We start from the raw sequence: 17,269 nt of genomic DNA, 5'->3' as shown, positions 1-17,269 counted from the left end.
TAAAAACAAAAAAAGTTGGGGTTGGACACCTTAACCTTCCAGCCTCAACTTATTTTATTAAATTACTTTTTGGATTACTTTCTGAGCTTCAAGGCCAGCTCAATCGAACGATCCACCAGTACTGATTGGGAATCAACTACTGGATAAGAATGGTCGTGCGCCATTTCTTGAGCGTAAGAAAGTTCCGTGCAACCTAAGATAACTACTTGGGCGCCCCGTTCCTCCGTCATTAGCCGTAAAATCTGGTAGAACAATTGGGCATCCACTTTATTTTGGGCCTTAATATCTTCAAAAATTAACTTGCTTGTTAAGTCTTGAATTTCAGGAGTTGGCTTAACAACTTCGTAGCCTTCCGCAATTAATTCCCGATCGTAAATTCCATCCGTCGTGGTTCCCGGGGTGCCAATAATGCCAATCCGTTTAGCAGCTGGAAACTCTTTTTTTATTTGCTTAACCGTTTCACGCGGCATGTGCACGATTGGAAATTCAGTCGCCTTTTGCAAATCATCATAAAAATAATGGGCCGTGTTGCAAGCAATCACGAAAAAGGCTGGATTTAACCGGCTCTGTTGTTGAATATCTTCCAACAAGTCGGGATACGGGTTGGGCTGCGAATGGTCCATTAAATAAGTGGAGCGATCCGGAACCGTAGCATGATTAACTAAAATGTAGTTTAAGTAATCTTGGTCCCGGTGCGCCGGTGTGCGGGCGTTCAACAACCGGATGTAGCTTTCGGTTGCGGGCGTGCCCATTCCCCCAATAATTGTGAAAAAGTCCTTCATTCCACTTACCCCTTGTTTTCTTTAAAATACTTTCGGAAATTCTTGACGTAGTTATGGTTCATCCACCAAATCAGAAGACTGCGTTTGAAATTCATGTCTTCGTCATAAACGGCGGTAAATCCATATTGGTCGCGGTTAATCAAATCAAGTGCCGCCTTTTTTTCCTCATTATCCTTGGCATATTTCTTGAAGACCTTAACTGGCACACCTAGCCAAAGTTTCCGGTTTTCAATGACGTCGTTAGCATAAACCGGCTCCATGTCCGCCAAAGTGTTGTTAACGTAATCGTCAACCACCCAACGGGCCAAATTATATCCATTTAAGGTAACAAAGAAGCTACTCCGCCCTTGGCGAATATTAATTTCAAATAGCTTGAACTTGCCATCACGGTGGTCATACTTCATATCAAAGTTTGCGTACCCAACGTAGTCAATGCTTTCCAAGAATTTTTTAACGGTGTCGTAAATTTCTTGGTTAAATTCGGGCAAAATGGCCACGTAATTACCAATTGCGGATGGTGCCGGGTCTTCTAGCAACGGATGACCTAAACACATCATCTTTACCTGGTGATTTTGGTCAACGTAGGCGTTGAGCACTCGCATGTTACTATCGTCCCCCGGAATGAAGTCTTGCAAAATCAAATCGGAAGTGTAGCCATTGTCGTAAATTTTAGCAATCACGTCGTCTAACTCGGCTTGGGACTGAATCCGGAAGGCTTTCTTCCGCCCTTCAAAATGAATATCCAACCACTCAACACTATCGGCCGGTTTCAAAGCCACCGGGAAACCAAATGGTGAAGTGAACGTTTCACCACTTTCGTATTGGGCTTTCGTGATGAACTTGGTTGCCGGGTAAGGCAGATTATATTGATCACAAATTGAATAAAAACGTTCCTTATTGTTCAACTGTTTCAACAGGTCGTAATCAATGTATGGGCAAACAAAGGTCTGCGAAAGTTCTTCTTTATGCTTAGAAATTAGTTCCGCGTAACCGTCGCCCATTCCTAATAAGATTACTTTTTCATCCGAATCTTGGTACTTTTTAGCAATTTTCCGCATTGATTCGATAAATACCGGATCTTCAGAAAAACCAGGAATAATTTCAACGTTCACAATGTTAGTAAACCGGGTCGGTGCTAGCGTAGCACTAGCGTAGGCCTGTACCCGTCTCCCCGTGATTTCATAAAAAGCACGGGCCATTCCGTAGGCGTTAAAGTCACTCCCTAAAAGAATTGGTGTAAAGTTGTTTACTGGTCTTTCCATTAACTGATTCCCCTTTTTACTTCTTGTGCAACGCCCATATCCGTTGGCCAAGGCGTGTCAACTCCCCGTACTTTTTGGTACGGATCTTCACCCTTCCCAGCTAGCACGACGATGTCATGAGGGCCGCTTTCTACAATTGCTTGGCGGATTGCTTCGCGCCGATCCAGCACTTGGTGAACTTCGACCGTTCCAGGTTCAATATGGGCCATAATTTGGGCAATGATGTCTTGGGGATCTTCAAATCCCGGATCATCCGTCGTTAAATAAGCTACGTCAGCTTGTTCACTAAGGGCTTTTCCAAAGCCAGCCCGGCGTGAAATTCCCTTATCACCGGGACTTCCAACCACCACGATGGCCTTTCCGTCGTGATACTGGTGTTTAACAAATTTGAGTAACGCCCGCAAGCTCGCGTAGTTGTGCGCATAATCAACGAAAACGACGCCGTGTCCTGGAATTGCCAAATATTCCATCCGTCCTGGAATTACAATTTCACTTAACGGTTTTAACGCCGCGTCGCGGTCCGCACCCGCAAGTGCAGCCGCAATAATGGCGGCCGTCGCATTACTTTGGTTATAATCCCCAGCTACATTTAAGTCGTATTCTCCCGTAATTGCTAAAGCCGGCTTGGTGGAACTGGTAGCCGCAATCGTAAACCGATTATTAATTAAATCATCTTCCGCATTTTTGATGGTATAATCCACCCCACCATTGGCAGGATCTGCACTAAATAAGTAAATCTGCTTCGGATCCGTAGTAGCCCTTGCAGCTCCATATACGTCCTCAAAGCGATTAGTATCCGCATCAATAATGCACCTTTTGGAGTTCACCATCAACTGTAATTTACAGTGAAGGTAATCTTCAAAATCCTTATGCTCATTGCGCCCAATGTGATCCGGCGTAATGTTGAGAAAAATTCCACAATCGTATTTCAAACCATAAACCCGGTCACGTAAGTACGCTTGTGACGATACTTCCATGACAAGGTACTTCATCCCATTATCCACGGCCTGACGCATATCGTGGAATAAATCCATCGATTCTGGCGTCGTTAAGTCCGACTTGAACTGATCCTCCGGTCGGGGACCTACAATTCGGTCAATGGTTGAAAACAGCGCCACTTGTTGCGGATACTGCTGGTTCAAAATTGCGTGGGCAAAGTACGCTGAACTAGTCTTCCCCTTCGTTCCGGTAATCCCAATGATAAACAAGTCATTTTGCGGAAATTCGTAGTAAGTAGCCGAAAGAACCGCCATGGCTCTCGTAACGTTGGTTACAATGATTGCAGTCATGCCGGTTCCTTCAGGATATTCGCGTTCCGCTACGTACGTGGTGGCCCCAGCTTCTCGAGCGGCTTTCAAATATGCTGGTTCAAAGCTTCCCTTACAAAAGAACATATCTCCAGGTCTTACTTTTCGAGAATCATAGGTAATTCCTGAATTGACAGTCGTCGTTGATGATTCAATTTTTTTCAATAGGTGATGTTCCGCAAGTACAGTTCTTACGGTACCTAATTCTAACTTCATCTGCTCATCCCCAACTAACTATTCTTGCGTTTTGTGTACTAATTCCACGGTCTTCGCAGTGGTATCTTCTGGGAAGTAAACTTCATACCAAAGGATGAACGTGTAAATTGTGAAGATCTTTTGCATGCTGGATTTACCGTTAACGTGTTCTTCTAAAATGTGCATTAATGCTTCTGGTTTGAAGAACTTCTTCGCAACGTCTGAATTAAAGGCTTCTTCGATCCGCTTACGATACTTATCTTCCTTAATCCAGTTGGCAATTGGGGATGGGAAGCCAAGTTTTTCCTTCTTTGCAACCCGTTCTGGTAGTTCAGCTTCCGCTGCTCGACGAAGGGAAACCTTGGTTTCATCCTTGTGAATCCGAGTCTTAATTGGCATGGTTGCGGCAAACTTAGCCACTTCCCGGTCAACTAGCGGAGTCCGGACTTCGAGCGAGTTTGCCATGCTCATCCGGTCAGCCTTATGCAAGATATCAAATGGTAACCAAGTATTGATATCGAAGTATTGCATTTGGGTCATTTCGTCCTTACCGCGCACCTCATCAAAAATGTGTTGGGTGTAGGCACCTGAATCAACGTTGAGTTCAGGTTTAGCTAAGATTTCACTACGTTCTTGTTGGTTAAAGACGTAGTTAACCCGGTAGTAGCGTTCACTTAATGGTTGTGCACCCCGCATTAAGAAGCGCCGACCGTGGAAACGCGGTAATCCTGAAACCATCTTAGCCAAGCCCGTCCGAATAAATTGCGGAACTAGTTTTTGATAGCGTTCGAAGGTGAAAGCTTCTAGGTAAGTGTTGTAACCACCAAAGAATTCATCAGCACCTTCCCCAGATAAGGCAACCTTAACGTTTTCCCGGGTTCCCTTGGAAAGGTAGAACAGTTGCATTGCCGATGGGTTAGATAGTGGTTCATCCATGTAGTACATGATGGTTGGTAAGATATCGAAGTAATCGTCACCATCCATGTACAACGGCGTATTCTTTTGGTGAATTTCCTTCGCAAATTCGGTAGAGTAGCTCAATTCGCTATATTTGGAATCTTTAAACCCTAGCGAGAACGATTGAATTGGTTTCAATTTAGCGGCTTCCGCTAAAACGTAACTTGAATCAATTCCGCTGGAAAGGAAGCTTCCCACTTCTACATCGGCAATCATGTGGGCATCTACCGAATCCTTAACAATTTGCCGAATCTTTTTCGCATCGTCTTCCACCGTTTGATTTTCGTCAATGTGATCGTAATTGAATTTGAAATAAGTGTGCGTTTCCGTCTTACCATTCTTGTGTAAGAAGTAAGTTCCTGGTAGCAACTTATAAACGTTGCGGAACATGGTTTCTTTTGACGGAATGAATTCAAAACTTAAGTGAATTGGCAATAATTCTTCGTTGAATTCCTTTTTAAAGTTTGGGTGATCCAAAAAGGCCTTGATTTCAGAAGCCCATAGGAAAGCATCCCCGTCATCATAGTAGTAAAGGGGTTTGATCCCAAAATGATCGCGCGCACCAAAAACTTCTTGCTTTTCAGCATCATAAATTACAAAAGCAAACATCCCGCGGAGCTTTTGTAAAAGTTCGGGGCCCCAAGCATCGTAACCATGGATCAATACTTCGGAGTCTACGTCGGTTTTGAACTCATAACCCAAGTCTTTTAGTTCTTGTCGAACCGTCTTGTAGTTATAAATTTCGCCGTTAAAGGTCAATACTTTAGTTTTAGTGTTATTTTGCATTGGTTGACGTCCGTGGGCGAGGTCGATAATTGATAACCGCCGAAAACCCATCGAAACGTGTTCATCTTGAAAATAAGCTTCATCATCCGGACCACGGTGTTTGATCCGGTCCGCCATTGATTTAATTGTGTCTTTATTGACATTAGTTTGGTTAACGTACCCAACAAATCCGCACATTTTGCAATCCCCTTTTATTCTTCAATCTGTCTATGTACTTATTTCCCTGTTTTTACATACACTTAATTTAAAAATGCCCGTATCTGGGCGAAATATCATGTTTTCATCATATTCCAGTAATATATAACATTTTAGCAAAAATTGCATACCAATACTACTATCGTTAACTTTTCTTAACCGACTGCCCGGCTTTCTCCAGCCATTTTCTTTGTCGCTTGAATTTTCAGTCAAAAAAATAAAGTGCTTCAGCCAGCTTCTACATCGACCAAAACACTTTAATTTAAATTATTTTGCACAAATTTTGTACATCCGTCACTTTAACACCTACCAATCAGGCTTATCTATGCCCGGAACAAGATTCGAACTTGCACATAGTTGCCTATACAGCGACCTGAACGCTGCGCGTCTGCCAATTCCGCCATCCGGGCTTAACAAATTAATTTTACACTAAACAACTATAAAAGTGAATAACTGATTTAAATCAATGAGGGATTATCATTTAATAAGTTTTAAATTATTTTCAACGTGTATATCATTAACAGTTCCAATCACTTTTCGTGTATAATACAAATAAGCAAAAAAATAAGGTAGGTAATTGCTTATGGGGGAAATCCATCTTAACTGCATTGTCCGTTGCCGGTGTTCCACGGACTTAAAGCAGCCTTTTGTGGGGAAAGTTATCAAAATGGATGACGATGAGGCCGTTGTAACGATCCTTGAATATGATCCTTGCGAACGCTATGTGGCGTACGAAATCAACTACACTACTCGGGTAAAGCCGTGTGATTTACGCCCCGTGTCCATTAAAGTACACCGCTCGAAGTCAAACTAAATTTGACTCTTGCAAAATTAAAAAGTGAGGCCCATTTCGTTCTTTACGAAATCACCTCACTTTTTAACATTTTATCGGGTTTATTACTTTTACGAGTAGTCACCAATCAATTAACTGTTACTTATCAATTACTACTACCGTCCCGTAAGCATGTACCACCAAAAATTTAGGTGCACCGTTTAGTTCCACCACTTCACTGTTATACTTTAAGCCAATGATGCCATCGCCACCACTCAACTCCGCTTTTTTCTTAATTTTCTCCTTGGATTCGTCAAACAATTGATCAAACATGTTGTACTTATCAATATCTTCTGAAGACAGCATCAAACTAGCCGTTGCTTCAACCACGTCTTTAATTGTGTAACCAGCATTGATACCTGTTGTGGTAATAAACATTATTGTTCCTCCCGCTTTTTCGCAGCTTCCTTTTTTTGCTCTTCCACAAATTTTTTCATTCGTAATCTAACTTCGATTACGGTGGTAGTAATCATTGAAAATAAGAATCCAACTACCCAACTAATAACCAGTGGTGCGCCACTTAAATGAAAAAACTCGGTTGCAACAACTAAAATTACCGCCACCGCTAACGGCAACGTAATTCTTAATGACTTCATTTTTTTCTCTCCTTGCGTTGTTTACCATCGGTTAGATGTTTGGAAAAGTATTGTACATACCAGGATAAAATTATCCCGACAATCACAATGATAATTAATTTGTTCGTTTGGCTCAAATCAGATAACCAAGTTAAGACCATGATTATCGTTGACAGAATCAACAAAATCAAAGAAGTTCGATAATACGTTTTTTTCGGCATTTTAATCCCCCAAAATAAATTGATGAATGGCTTCCGCAACTCCGCTAGTGAAATCACCTTGGGTAACGTGCTTAGCCACCCGGCGAGCATCCGCAGTAGCATTCGCCACCACAACCGGCAACCCTACCTGACTTAGCATGGCGATGTCGTTGTTATTATCCCCTAAAGCCATGATTTCATCTTTTTGAATTCCTAACCGTTTGGCTAATGCTAAGGTAGCCTTTCCCTTGTCTACGCCCCCAAGGTTAAATTCTGTATATCGATTTGAAGAAAAGGTGGCGTTCAAATCAAAGTCTACCTGGCCTAACACTTCCTTACGGATTGCTTCCCGCTTTTTTGGATCGTGGTTCATCGTAATAATTTTAACGATGGGTTGGCCCGCCAACGGTTCTAACGTTTTGTATGGGTAATCCTCAACCTTAACGCCTCGTCCGGTCATGTACGCAGTATCTTCAGGATCGGGATTGTATACGTAAACGTGGTTCAAAGTGTAAATGTGGGTAGCGTAGTCTAACTGTTGTTTGACCACGTCAAAAATTTGGGTCGCCTGAGTTGCCGACAATGCGTTAACTTGGAGTACTCGGCAATCTTTATTTTCCACAATCGCTCCGCCATTATAAGAAATTACGTATTCGTCCGGTTGATTGCGCAATCCCAATTGCTCTAGTAATGGCTGAACTGATTGAAATCCACGTCCCGTGTTAGGCACAAATTTTACTCCTAATGCAGTAGCTTTTTTGATTGCTTGAATATTAACCTCTGAAACGCCAGTGGGGCCCACTAACGTTTCGTCTAAATCACTAACGACTAATTTTATCATAGTTTATCCTTCAATCCATTCGTTTACTTTAGACGCATAGGCATCTAAATAATATTATTTTTGGTTTTGTAGTGCCGCCTATTTTAGTCGGCAGTTCTAAGTTAGCTGAGTTGTTTGAGTTTGGCTCTTGAATGCTTAGCCTAAATGGGCTCCTGAACCCAATCTCTTCCGGCTAACCTAATTGCGTGATCAATCGCCAAGAGCGCGATTAATCACGCAATTCTGTTAGTCCTCAAAGATTACCCGGGTTCATTCGCCCTCTCCATCATATCCCACCTTGGTAGCGCTTTTCAAACCTTTCTTTAATGGTCGACGGGGTTTATTTTTTACCCGGATCAAAACCAGCAAGCAGTTTTTTTATCAAAATTCAAGGTTGTTTTGCCCCGAAATTCTTTATACAATATGTTGTGGCTATTTGGAAATTTAGGAATATTTAGTACTAGATTTCGGCGGCAAAAAACAAAAAGAGGGGCATTTTATGGTGATAATTACAGCAGGAATGATCGGCGTTGGTAAGACTACTTTGACGGGAAAAATTGCTGAATATTACGGGACACAGGCTTTTTATGAACCGGTTGGCGATAATCCAGTTTTACCGCTCTATTATTCAGACCCAAAAAGTTACGGATTTCTACTCCAAATTTACTTTTTGAACAAACGTTTTCAAATGATTAAGAAGGCGTTGGCTGATGACAATAACGTCTTGGATCGCTCAATTTACGAAGACGCCTTGTTTACTCGCGAAAATAACAAGGAAGGTAACATTACCGACACTGAATTCGAAGTCTACATGAACCTTCTTGATAACATGATGAACGAGTTGCAAGAGCTCCCTAAAAAGGCACCCGATTTAATGGTCTACGCAGAAACCGACTTTGACACCATCCTCTACCGGATTCGTAAGCGTGGTCGTGACTACGAACAATTCGACAATAATCCGGAATTAGAGTCTTACTACTACAAAATGTGGTCAGCTTATAAAGAATGGTATGAAGAATACGATGTAAGTCCTAAGATGAAGATTGATTTACAAAAATATGATTTATCAAACGAAGACAACACCAAAATTATTCTCAGTCAAATCGACCGTAAGCTAAAAGAAATCCGGGTTGAGGAACCTGTTCATAGGGCAATTTAACCTTTAGTTTTGGATTCGGTTATGAAAATCAAAAAGAGTTCTCAGAAATGAGAACTCTTTTTTTGTATTAATCACTAAAATTTTTGATAGCTGCCAAACCTTTTTACACAAAACCATCATGCTTTAGTTTTTGCCTGGGTTAACTGGCTTATCCACTTTCTGACCAATTTCCATCTTATCGCTGTATCCCCAAACATAAGTAAGTACAAAACCAACGATGGTTGATACTACCGAAGAGATTAGGAAGATGTAAAAACTACTTAAGTCTCCAGGGTTAGTTGGATTGAAGAAAGAAGCAAATCCTATCCAAGAACCCGCAAAGCCAAACATGTTTCCATGTAACAACCCGGTTATAAATCCTCCAAAAGCTGAACCAATTAAACCGGAGATAAAGACCCGACGGTAGCGCAAGTTAACTCCGTAAATTGCAGGTTCGGTAACTCCACAGAAGGCTGAAATTGCCGCTGCAAATGATAAACTTTTTAAATTAGCCTTTTTACTTTTAATGGCAACTGCAAGGGTAGCCGCCCCTTGTGAAATCATTGTCTGGCAAATAATAGCATTAAGATAACTATGACCAGCCGTTGCAATGTCATTAATTACTAATGGCTGAATTCCCCAATGTAAACCGAAGATTACTAATACTTGGTGGAATGATCCAATTAAAATTCCAGATACCCATCCACTACGTACGAGCGCCCAAGAAACTAACTTCGCAAGTCCATCCGACATTCCAATAATTACTGGTCCCGTAATGTAAATGGTAATTGCACTTACTGCCAGAATAGTAATAAAGGGCACAAAAATCATGGTAAGGTAATTTGGCAGATGTTTTTTTAGCCAATTTTCTATCTTAAAAGCTAACCACGTTGCTAAAATCATTGGAAAAATTGAGTACGAATACTGCACCATTTGAAAATTGAAACTACCCAGCATACCTAACGACTTGCCTGCTAGGGGCGTCAAAGTAGGATGAACCAAAACTCCGCCAATCACAGCAGCAATAATTGGATCTCCCCCAATTCGTTTAGCCGCCGCAAAACCGACCATAATTGGTAGGAAGAAAAATACCGAATCTCCAATTGCATTTAGAATAATGTAAGCAGTGCTCTTGGGAGCTAAAATTTCACCTAATTGAGGCATCGTTAAAACTGATAACAACCCCTTGAGAATCCCTGCTGCCGCCAACGACCAAATAATGGGACTCATTGAACCGGTAATGACTCCAATAAGCTCGTCAAATCCATCTTTTAATTTTTCTAATAAATTGCGGTTATCCGGGCCAACCGGTTTATTGGCAGTAGTATCGGGTCTATCTTCCCCGCCATATTCCTCACCTAATTGATCAATTACCGCGTCATAAACTTCCACGACGTCAGGTCCAATCACTACTTGATACTGTCCTTGAGCACGCATGATATCAATTACGTTTTCGTCTCTGCGAATTTGGTCATCATCTGGTTGATTGATATCTTTTAAATAAAAACGAACCCGGGAGATACAATGAATTACGCTTTTTATGTTATCAGGTCCCCCCACTGCCGCAATCACCGTTTCAGCAGTTTTAGCAAAACGATCGTTCTTAGTTTTAGAGTCCCTTTGCTCGCCTCCAGTTGCTTTCAACAAAGCGGTTGCCACTACCGCCCCCGCGTCAATCGTCTTGTTAACGATTTCAATTTTTTCTAACACTTCATTACTATTCGTAATCACCACAATCACGGTCGTTTGTTTACCTTCATTACGAACGTCATTTAGTTCCCAAGTCCCCATTTCACTGCCAGCTTCGACTTCATCGCCGACTCTAACATTAAGGTGATAAGGGGTTCCTTTTAGTTCCACAGTGTCAATTCCTAAATGAACTAAAACCTCGACGCCGTTTTTTGTTTTTATTCCAATAGCATGTTTTGTTTCCGCTACCATAGTAATCGTTCCTTTTACTGGAGCGACAATTTGCTTATCTACGGGATCCATTCCAAAACCTTCACCCATCATTTTCTGTGCAAACACAGAATCTGGGACTTGATTAAGTGGAATTATTTTTCCCTTTACCGGGGCGACAATTTTAAGTTTATTTTCTGTTTTTTTCATATTTTTTCTCCCATAACCTCTTTAAATAAATTCCAATGTAACCGTTTACTGCTTTTAAGCGTGTTTTTATCATAATCTTGTATATACATGTTGTCAATATAAAATTATAAATCCTAACATTAAAGAGCAATACGCACTTAATTAAAATAAACACTTGTATATACTAGAATAGTTGTGATAAGATGTAAGCGTTTCTAAGGAGGAGGGCATACTTGTATGGAAAGTAAGTACGACTTAATTGAACAAGATCTTGCTAATAAAATTATTCACGGAATCTATCCCGTAAACACCTACTTACCTAGTGAAAATGAACTTTGTGAGCTATATGGCACTTCACGGGAAACTGTCCGCAAAGCCCTAGCTATGTTACTTGAATTAGGTTACATTCAAAAAATCAAGGGCAAAGGTTCAATCGTTTTAGATGTTTCTAGATTTGTTTTTCCAGTATCAGGCATCAAATCTTTTAAAGAGCTTAATCAATCTCAAGATATGCATTCGAGAACTAAGTTAATTACATTGGAGCCTCGGTTAGTTCCTAACAAAACTTTTAATTTAGACAACGATGACCAATTAAACGCAACTTACATTGAAAGACTGCGAACGGTCAATGATGAACCAATTATTATCGATATTGATTATATTTTATCTGCAGTAGTTGCAAACATCCCTGAAAGAGTCGCAAAAAATTCTTTGTATGAATATTTTGAAGATGAACTTGGACTTGATATCAGTTACGCAACTAAAACTATCACGGTTGAAAAACCAACCGAACATCAGCGTCAGTTATTAAAACTTCCGGCTAATAAAGACGTGGTCGTTATCCGTAGTATGACTTATTTAAGCGATACTACCCTTTTTCAATTTACTGAATCAATTCATCGAGCTGACAAATTTAGTTTTGTCGACTTTGCTAGAAGACAAAAAATGAAAGGACATTAACCCATGAACTTTAAAGATAAAGTGATTTATCAGATTTACCCTAAATCTTTTTATGATTCTAATAATGACGGAATTGGTGATTTACGGGGAATTATCAAGAAAATCCCCTACCTTACCAAACTGCACGTTGACATGATTTGGTTCAACCCATTTTTCGTTTCGCCGCAATACGATAATGGATACGATATCGCCAATTACTACCAAATTGATCCCGTATTTGGAACCATGGATGATTTTGAAGAACTTGTCCAAAAACTAAAAGCTCAACACATTGAAGTTATGCTCGACATGGTTTTAAATCACGTTTCGACCGACCACGAATGGTTTCAAAAAGCATTAGCTGGCAATCAACGTTACCAAAATTATTTTTACATTCGTAAAGCCAAGGCTGATGGCAGCGTTCCGAACAATTGGACTTCTAAATTTGGTGGGACGGCTTGGGCCAAATTTGGTAATACTGACAATTATTACCTACATTTATATGATAAACATCAGGCTGATTTAAATTGGCATAATCCTGAAGTTCGAAAAGAGCTTTTTAAGGTCATTAATTTTTGGCATGACAAGGGCGTTAAGGGATTCCGCTTTGATGTAATTAACGTTACCGGTAAAGATACCGTTTTAAGGGACGCTCCTGCCGGCGTAGAATCCAAATTTATGTATACCGACACTCCCATTGTTCAAGATTATCTTAAAGAAATGAACCAAGCAGCCCTTCAAGATCCAGAGATAATTACTGTCGGTGAGTTTTCTTCTGCTTCAGTTACAAACGGAGTCAAATATACTCGGCCAGATGAACACGAACTTACCATGGCCTTTACTTTTCACCATTTAAAAGTAGATTATGATCACGGACAAAAATGGACTAAAATTCCCTTTGACTTTGCTGCACTAAAGCAAACTTTGAACGAGTGGCAAGTGGGCATGAACAAGGGCAACGGTTGGAACGCTCTCTTCTGGAATAATCACGACCAACCTTGGGCTCTCAATCGTTTTGGCGACCCCGTCCACTATCGCGAAAAGTCGGCTGAAATGCTCGCAACTACCATCCATTTATTACGAGGGACCCCTTACATCTACCAAGGTGAAGAAATTGGCATGAGCGATCCTAATTACCAATCGATTGATGACTATGTTGATGTTGAAGCACTAAATGCCTACCATACATTACTAAAAAGTGGCCATTCCCCTCAGGATGCTCTTGCAATTGTTAAATCTAAAGCTCGCGATAATAGTCGGGTTCCAATGCATTGGGATAATACTAAATACGCAGGGTTTTCTAAAGTGAAACCATGGTTAAAACCCACAAATCAACAAAATATCAACGTTGATGACGAACTACGACACGGTGAAATTTTTAACTACTATCAAAAATTAATTAACTTGCGTAAGCAATTCAAAATAATTTCTGAAGGTGATTACCAACCTTTTGAACTTGCACATCCGACTGTATTCGCTTACCTTCGAACTTACCAATCCCAAAGATTGTTAGTATTAAATAATTTTTACGGAAAAGTGGCCACAATTTCCATACCTGAAAAGTTTACGTCGCCAGACGCAAACATCTTAATAAATAACTATTCCACTCCCGAAAGAGTTTCTAACAGTCTACGACTAGAGCCATATCAATCATTGGCCATTCTCGTTTAAAGATAAAAAAACTTCGTGTGTAAACACAATTTTGCACATGAAGTCTTTTTTGTATTCAAAGCAGTCTTTAACAAATACTAATCCCTAATTAAGCGTTGCCCTATTTGATTTTTGTAGATAACCAACTCCAGTAAATTTGTTACTAATATTTAGGTAATATAAGTTTTTTATACATCGCCTTAATTTTTAAATTAATACCTTAAATCTTTGTCCTCACTCAATTGTAAACGCTACCAAATATGATTATAATTTAGTTGTACTAAAATCAAAGGAGGAGTCACCATGTCCAAACCACGCACCCGCTGGTACACTACCGTTAGCATAGTCGTTATGTTTCTGTTTTCCCTCACCGCCACTTCGGCCAAGGCCCAATCCAACCCCGCCGATCTAGACGGTCAATCTGCCACCACCATTACCAAACAACTCAAAAATCACCAATACGATGAGCAAACGTTAATGCAGTATACATATCAAAAAATTAACCAGCAAAATCCCAGTCTCAATAACGTCATTTACCAAAATCCTTCCGACGCACTAAAACAACTGCAGTCCCTACAAAAAACTGATCGGCAACAGCCTTTTTACGGCGTCCCGCTTTTAATCAAGGGGCTGGGACAAGCATATCAAGGCTACCCCAACACCGATGGACTGCCTTTCTTAAAAAAGGAAACTTATCCCACTACCAAAGTATTCGTCAAAAAATTACAAAAAATGGGTTTCGTAATCCTTGGAGAAACCAACTATCCAGAAATGGGCTTAATTAACATCACCAATTCTAATTTAAACGGGGTCGCCCACAACCCGTGGAATTTACTATTTAATACCGGTGGTTCTTCCGGTGGTGCAACGGCAAGCGTAGCCGCTAACGAAGTTCCGATTGCGACTGGAAACGATGCCGGTGGCTCTCTACGAATTCCAGCTTCCTGGTCGGGTGTAATTGGTTTGAAACCCACTCAAGGATTGATCGTTGGTGACTCAACCACTCCTTCAGTCGTTAACTTCGCGGACACTCGGGATATCACTGATACCCAAACCCTTTTAAAGGGACTCACGAACCCCAAACAAGCCCAAATGTTACAAAAAGTTCCTAAGAATTTGAAAGATTTAACAATTGCCTACTCACTAAAATCTCCGGTAGGAACTCCGGTTAGTCAATACGCTATCAATGCGGTACAACAGTCGGTCAACTTTTTACGGCAACAAGGATTTAAAGTCGTCCAAAAAGATAGTCCGGTTGACGGAATAAAAATGATGCAGACCTACTATTTAGGCGCACTTGAAGACGGAGCCAACGCCAGTGAAAAATTAGGCCGACCACTGACTAGCCAAGACGTTAAGGATAAGCTCGTCAGTCCCATGACTTACGCCCTTTACGAAGCAAGCCAGAAAGCTCCTAAGTCCACCACCAATACTTTCATGAAAGAATTAGCTCTCGTTCATCGCCAAATGACCGCGTTCCACAAACAGTATCCAATTTACTTAACTCCGACAACGGCCACCACTGCGCCACTGAATAGCGATCCAGCTTACCTTCCTAAGTACGTTGATCAAATGATGAATATTAAGGATCTGCCTTTCCAGCAACAAATGCAATTGATTTACGATTCCTGGCTCCATGGCTTAACTAAGACGCCGTTTACTCAATTAGCTAACCTTGCTGGGGAACCCGCACTCAGTTTGCCAACCTACGTGAGCCCGTCCGGTTTACCATTAGGTGTGCAGTTACAAGGCAGCCAAGGCAGTGATGCCACGTTGCTTGCAATTGGGAAGATTTTTGAAAAGGAACATCAATTTAAATTCTTAAACGCTAACTACCCAACTAGTGATGCGTCATCACAGCAAACCACCACTACTAAATCTTCCAATGCTAACTCACTGAAGCAGCTACCTCAAACCGATGAGACCTCAGTAGGTTGGCCAATCTACGTGGGGCTGATTCTATTAGGGAGTGGAATTATGGTTGGCTACCGGATTTATCGCCCCCGTCGTTAAGTTGATTTTTAAAATTAAATGCAGAATCAATGTTCAAACTAATGCTTATGAATCAAGTGCTATCGTCCATAGCGCTTGATTTTTTATTTGCTATTTTTAGCTTTGATTTTGTCTAGCTCTTGTTTTGTCTTAGCCCTTGTTTCTTTGAATTGTTCGTCCCATATTTCCAGCAGTAGACTTTCGCCAACAATTATTATGATTAGAAATCCCCAAATATCTTTGGTACCAGCTGAAGTTAGATATTGATAAAACATAAATAATGCAAAAGCTATTGGTAAGATAGCCCCTAAATACTTTCTTTTAATATTTCTGCTTAAAATATACTGTGCAGCTACTATAAGCAACGGGATAATAACATCTAATGAATCTGAATTCATTTTTTTAATTCCTCTTCTCTTAACGCTAATATTTTTTCTGCAGCCTGTAATGATATTTCATCTTCAATAACTAAATTCATTATTTGTTCTTTGAAGCCTTTTTTATTCTCATTATCATCAAGTCTTTTTATCTTTTTTATTAACTGATCCGTTTTGGTTCGAATCGTTGGATACGAAACGTCGTAATAACGCGCCATTTTCTTTAATGAACCGGAACTTAAAATAAAAACTTTGATAAAAGCCAATTCTTCGTCACTTAAATTGCTAATCCATTTTTCCATAAAGCACGCCCCCTTTCACGACCATTTTAATCTCTATTTTAAAAAAAGTTCAAATTTAGTTTAATAAAATTTAGTTTTAAATAAATAAAGTTAAACATCATATTGATTTGGGTTAATTAATTGCACTTTCCCTGGCTGCTTTAGTCTACTTAGCAATTAATCAAGATTTAATTTCTTACCAAAAAAACCACTTCAAGCAGGGTAAAAAAGCTACTTCCTAACTAATAAGATGCTACAGGCTAGCATTTTACCGAAAAGGTTCTTATTTTTGACATACTAAAAAGCAGCGGCGGAAAATCGCTTTTCCATCCCCTGCTTTAATAATTTACTTAATTATTTTTTACAATGACCACGTCTGGTGCAGCATTTTCCACTACGTAGCTAGCAGTAGAACCCAAGATTACTTGAGCAACCGTGCCCATCCCCGTAGCACCTAACACGATCAAATCAACGTCATATTCTTTAGGTAGCGTGTAACTTAACATTGATTTAGGACTCCCCTGTTTAAAGACCACTTCAATGTCTTCTGCAGGCAACCCCTGTTGTTGGGCATCTTGCTTTAATTTTTCGAGGGTGGTTTTCCATTGATCTAACGTATCTTGTAAATCAATTCCTGTTTCAATAACGCCAAAGCCTAATGAAACACTTGCGGTGTTAGCAGGTTGCTTTTTCATCACACTTGCAATAATCAGTTTTGCATGGTTTGACTTAGCAATCTCCACCGCTCGATTAAATGCAGCCATTGATTCTGGAGAGCCATCGTAGCCGAATAAAATTTTCTTATAATCCATAATACACACCAACCTTTCAAAGTCTATTATACCAATTTAGCGCTTTCAGCATAGTTTTTTATTTGAGTTTTCCCGAATTAT

Annotated in this window: 16 protein-coding genes and 1 tRNA gene; 5 read left to right on the top strand and 12 right to left on the bottom strand. The window is 40.3% G+C overall.

Going from position 1 to position 17,269, the window contains the following annotated elements; all coding sequences use genetic code 11:
* Positions 1-74 precede the first annotated feature (74 nt).
* The 5 genes from HMPREF0623_RS00235 to HMPREF0623_RS00215 form a co-directional block, all read right to left on the bottom strand.
* Positions 75-782: an aspartate/glutamate racemase family protein gene (locus tag HMPREF0623_RS00235; protein ID WP_004165599.1), complete on the bottom strand. Its 708-nt coding sequence runs from the start codon at positions 780-782 to the stop codon at positions 75-77.
* A 5-nt stretch (positions 783-787) separates the two neighbouring features.
* Complete coding sequence (locus tag HMPREF0623_RS00230) at positions 788-2,044, bottom strand: carboxylate--amine ligase (protein ID WP_002830692.1); 1,257 nt, start codon at positions 2,042-2,044, stop codon at positions 788-790.
* Positions 2,044-3,567, bottom strand: a complete 1,524-nt coding sequence (locus HMPREF0623_RS00225) for a UDP-N-acetylmuramoyl-L-alanyl-D-glutamate--2,6-diaminopimelate ligase (RefSeq protein WP_004165598.1) — start codon at positions 3,565-3,567, stop codon at positions 2,044-2,046. The genes HMPREF0623_RS00230 and HMPREF0623_RS00225 overlap by 1 nt, the downstream gene beginning before the upstream one ends.
* An 18-nt stretch (positions 3,568-3,585) precedes the next feature.
* Complete coding sequence (gene asnB / locus HMPREF0623_RS00220; RefSeq protein WP_002830690.1) at positions 3,586-5,466, bottom strand: asparagine synthase (glutamine-hydrolyzing); 1,881 nt, start codon at positions 5,464-5,466, stop codon at positions 3,586-3,588.
* Positions 5,467-5,810: 344 nt separating this feature from the next.
* Positions 5,811-5,894, bottom strand: a tRNA-Leu gene (locus tag HMPREF0623_RS00215).
* Between the two features lie 257 nt (positions 5,895-6,151).
* Between HMPREF0623_RS00215 and HMPREF0623_RS09680 the strand changes: the two genes are divergently transcribed.
* Complete coding sequence (locus tag HMPREF0623_RS09680) at positions 6,152-6,298, top strand: hypothetical protein (RefSeq protein ID WP_004165597.1); 147 nt, start codon at positions 6,152-6,154, stop codon at positions 6,296-6,298.
* 117 nt (positions 6,299-6,415) lie between these two features.
* Here HMPREF0623_RS09680 and HMPREF0623_RS00210 read toward each other — a convergent pair whose 3' ends face one another.
* The 3 genes from HMPREF0623_RS00210 to HMPREF0623_RS00195 all read right to left on the bottom strand — a co-directional run bounded on the left by HMPREF0623_RS00210 (position 6,416) and on the right by HMPREF0623_RS00195 (position 7,932).
* The gene (locus HMPREF0623_RS00210; RefSeq protein WP_002830688.1) at positions 6,416-6,694 is read right to left on the bottom strand and encodes a heavy metal-binding domain-containing protein; all 279 of its coding nucleotides are present in this window, start codon (positions 6,692-6,694) and stop codon (positions 6,416-6,418) included.
* Positions 6,694-6,912 carry a hypothetical protein gene (locus HMPREF0623_RS00205; protein WP_004165596.1) on the bottom strand — a complete coding sequence of 73 codons (219 nt, stop codon included), beginning with the start codon at positions 6,910-6,912 and terminating at the stop codon, positions 6,694-6,696. The genes HMPREF0623_RS00210 and HMPREF0623_RS00205 overlap by 1 nt, the downstream gene beginning before the upstream one ends.
* Positions 6,913-7,113: 201 nt before the next feature.
* Positions 7,114-7,932, bottom strand: a complete 819-nt coding sequence (locus tag HMPREF0623_RS00195; protein WP_004165594.1) for a Cof-type HAD-IIB family hydrolase — start codon at positions 7,930-7,932, stop codon at positions 7,114-7,116.
* Positions 7,933-8,410: 478 nt separating this feature from the next.
* Here HMPREF0623_RS00195 and HMPREF0623_RS00190 point away from each other — a divergent pair, with 478 nt between their 5' ends.
* A complete protein-coding gene (locus HMPREF0623_RS00190) occupies positions 8,411-9,070 on the top strand; it encodes a deoxynucleoside kinase (RefSeq protein ID WP_002830685.1) in 660 nt (219 codons plus the stop codon).
* 123 nt (positions 9,071-9,193) lie between these two features.
* Here HMPREF0623_RS00190 and HMPREF0623_RS00185 read toward each other — a convergent pair whose 3' ends face one another.
* On the bottom strand, positions 9,194-11,158 hold the full coding sequence (locus tag HMPREF0623_RS00185; protein WP_004165593.1) for a glucose PTS transporter subunit IIA: 1,965 nt from the start codon (positions 11,156-11,158) through the stop codon (positions 9,194-9,196).
* A gap of 216 nt (positions 11,159-11,374) precedes the next feature.
* On the opposite strand from HMPREF0623_RS00185, the gene treR reads away from it, so the two are divergent.
* The 3 genes from treR to HMPREF0623_RS00170 all read left to right on the top strand — a co-directional run bounded on the left by treR (position 11,375) and on the right by HMPREF0623_RS00170 (position 15,739).
* Positions 11,375-12,097 (top strand): trehalose operon repressor, encoded by a 723-nt coding sequence (gene treR / locus HMPREF0623_RS00180; RefSeq protein WP_004165592.1) that lies wholly within the window; start codon positions 11,375-11,377, stop codon positions 12,095-12,097.
* A gap of 3 nt (positions 12,098-12,100) precedes the next feature.
* Positions 12,101-13,747: an alpha,alpha-phosphotrehalase gene (treC, locus tag HMPREF0623_RS00175; protein ID WP_004165591.1), complete on the top strand. Its 1,647-nt coding sequence runs from the start codon at positions 12,101-12,103 to the stop codon at positions 13,745-13,747.
* A 282-nt stretch (positions 13,748-14,029) separates the two neighbouring features.
* Positions 14,030-15,739 carry an amidase family protein gene (locus HMPREF0623_RS00170; RefSeq protein WP_036671174.1) on the top strand — a complete coding sequence of 570 codons (1,710 nt, stop codon included), beginning with the start codon at positions 14,030-14,032 and terminating at the stop codon, positions 15,737-15,739.
* 83 nt (positions 15,740-15,822) lie between these two features.
* On the opposite strand, the gene HMPREF0623_RS00165 is transcribed toward HMPREF0623_RS00170, so the two are convergent.
* The 3 genes from HMPREF0623_RS00165 to HMPREF0623_RS00155 all read right to left on the bottom strand — a co-directional run bounded on the left by HMPREF0623_RS00165 (position 15,823) and on the right by HMPREF0623_RS00155 (position 17,188).
* Complete coding sequence (locus tag HMPREF0623_RS00165) at positions 15,823-16,116, bottom strand: hypothetical protein (RefSeq protein WP_002830680.1); 294 nt, start codon at positions 16,114-16,116, stop codon at positions 15,823-15,825.
* The gene (locus HMPREF0623_RS00160; RefSeq protein WP_002830678.1) at positions 16,113-16,397 is read right to left on the bottom strand and encodes a DUF2089 family protein; all 285 of its coding nucleotides are present in this window, start codon (positions 16,395-16,397) and stop codon (positions 16,113-16,115) included. Before HMPREF0623_RS00160 ends, HMPREF0623_RS00165 begins: the two co-directional genes overlap by 4 nt.
* Before the next feature lie 329 nt (positions 16,398-16,726).
* On the bottom strand, positions 16,727-17,188 hold the full coding sequence (locus tag HMPREF0623_RS00155) for a universal stress protein (protein WP_002830677.1): 462 nt from the start codon (positions 17,186-17,188) through the stop codon (positions 16,727-16,729).
* Positions 17,189-17,269: the final 81 nt, after the last annotated feature.

The sequence above is a fragment of the Pediococcus acidilactici DSM 20284 genome (assembly GCF_000146325.1).
Lineage (GTDB): Bacteria > Bacillota > Bacilli > Lactobacillales > Lactobacillaceae > Pediococcus > Pediococcus acidilactici.
The sequence above is the reverse complement of the archived record's forward strand: the minus strand, read 5'-3'. Positions and strand labels throughout refer to the sequence as shown.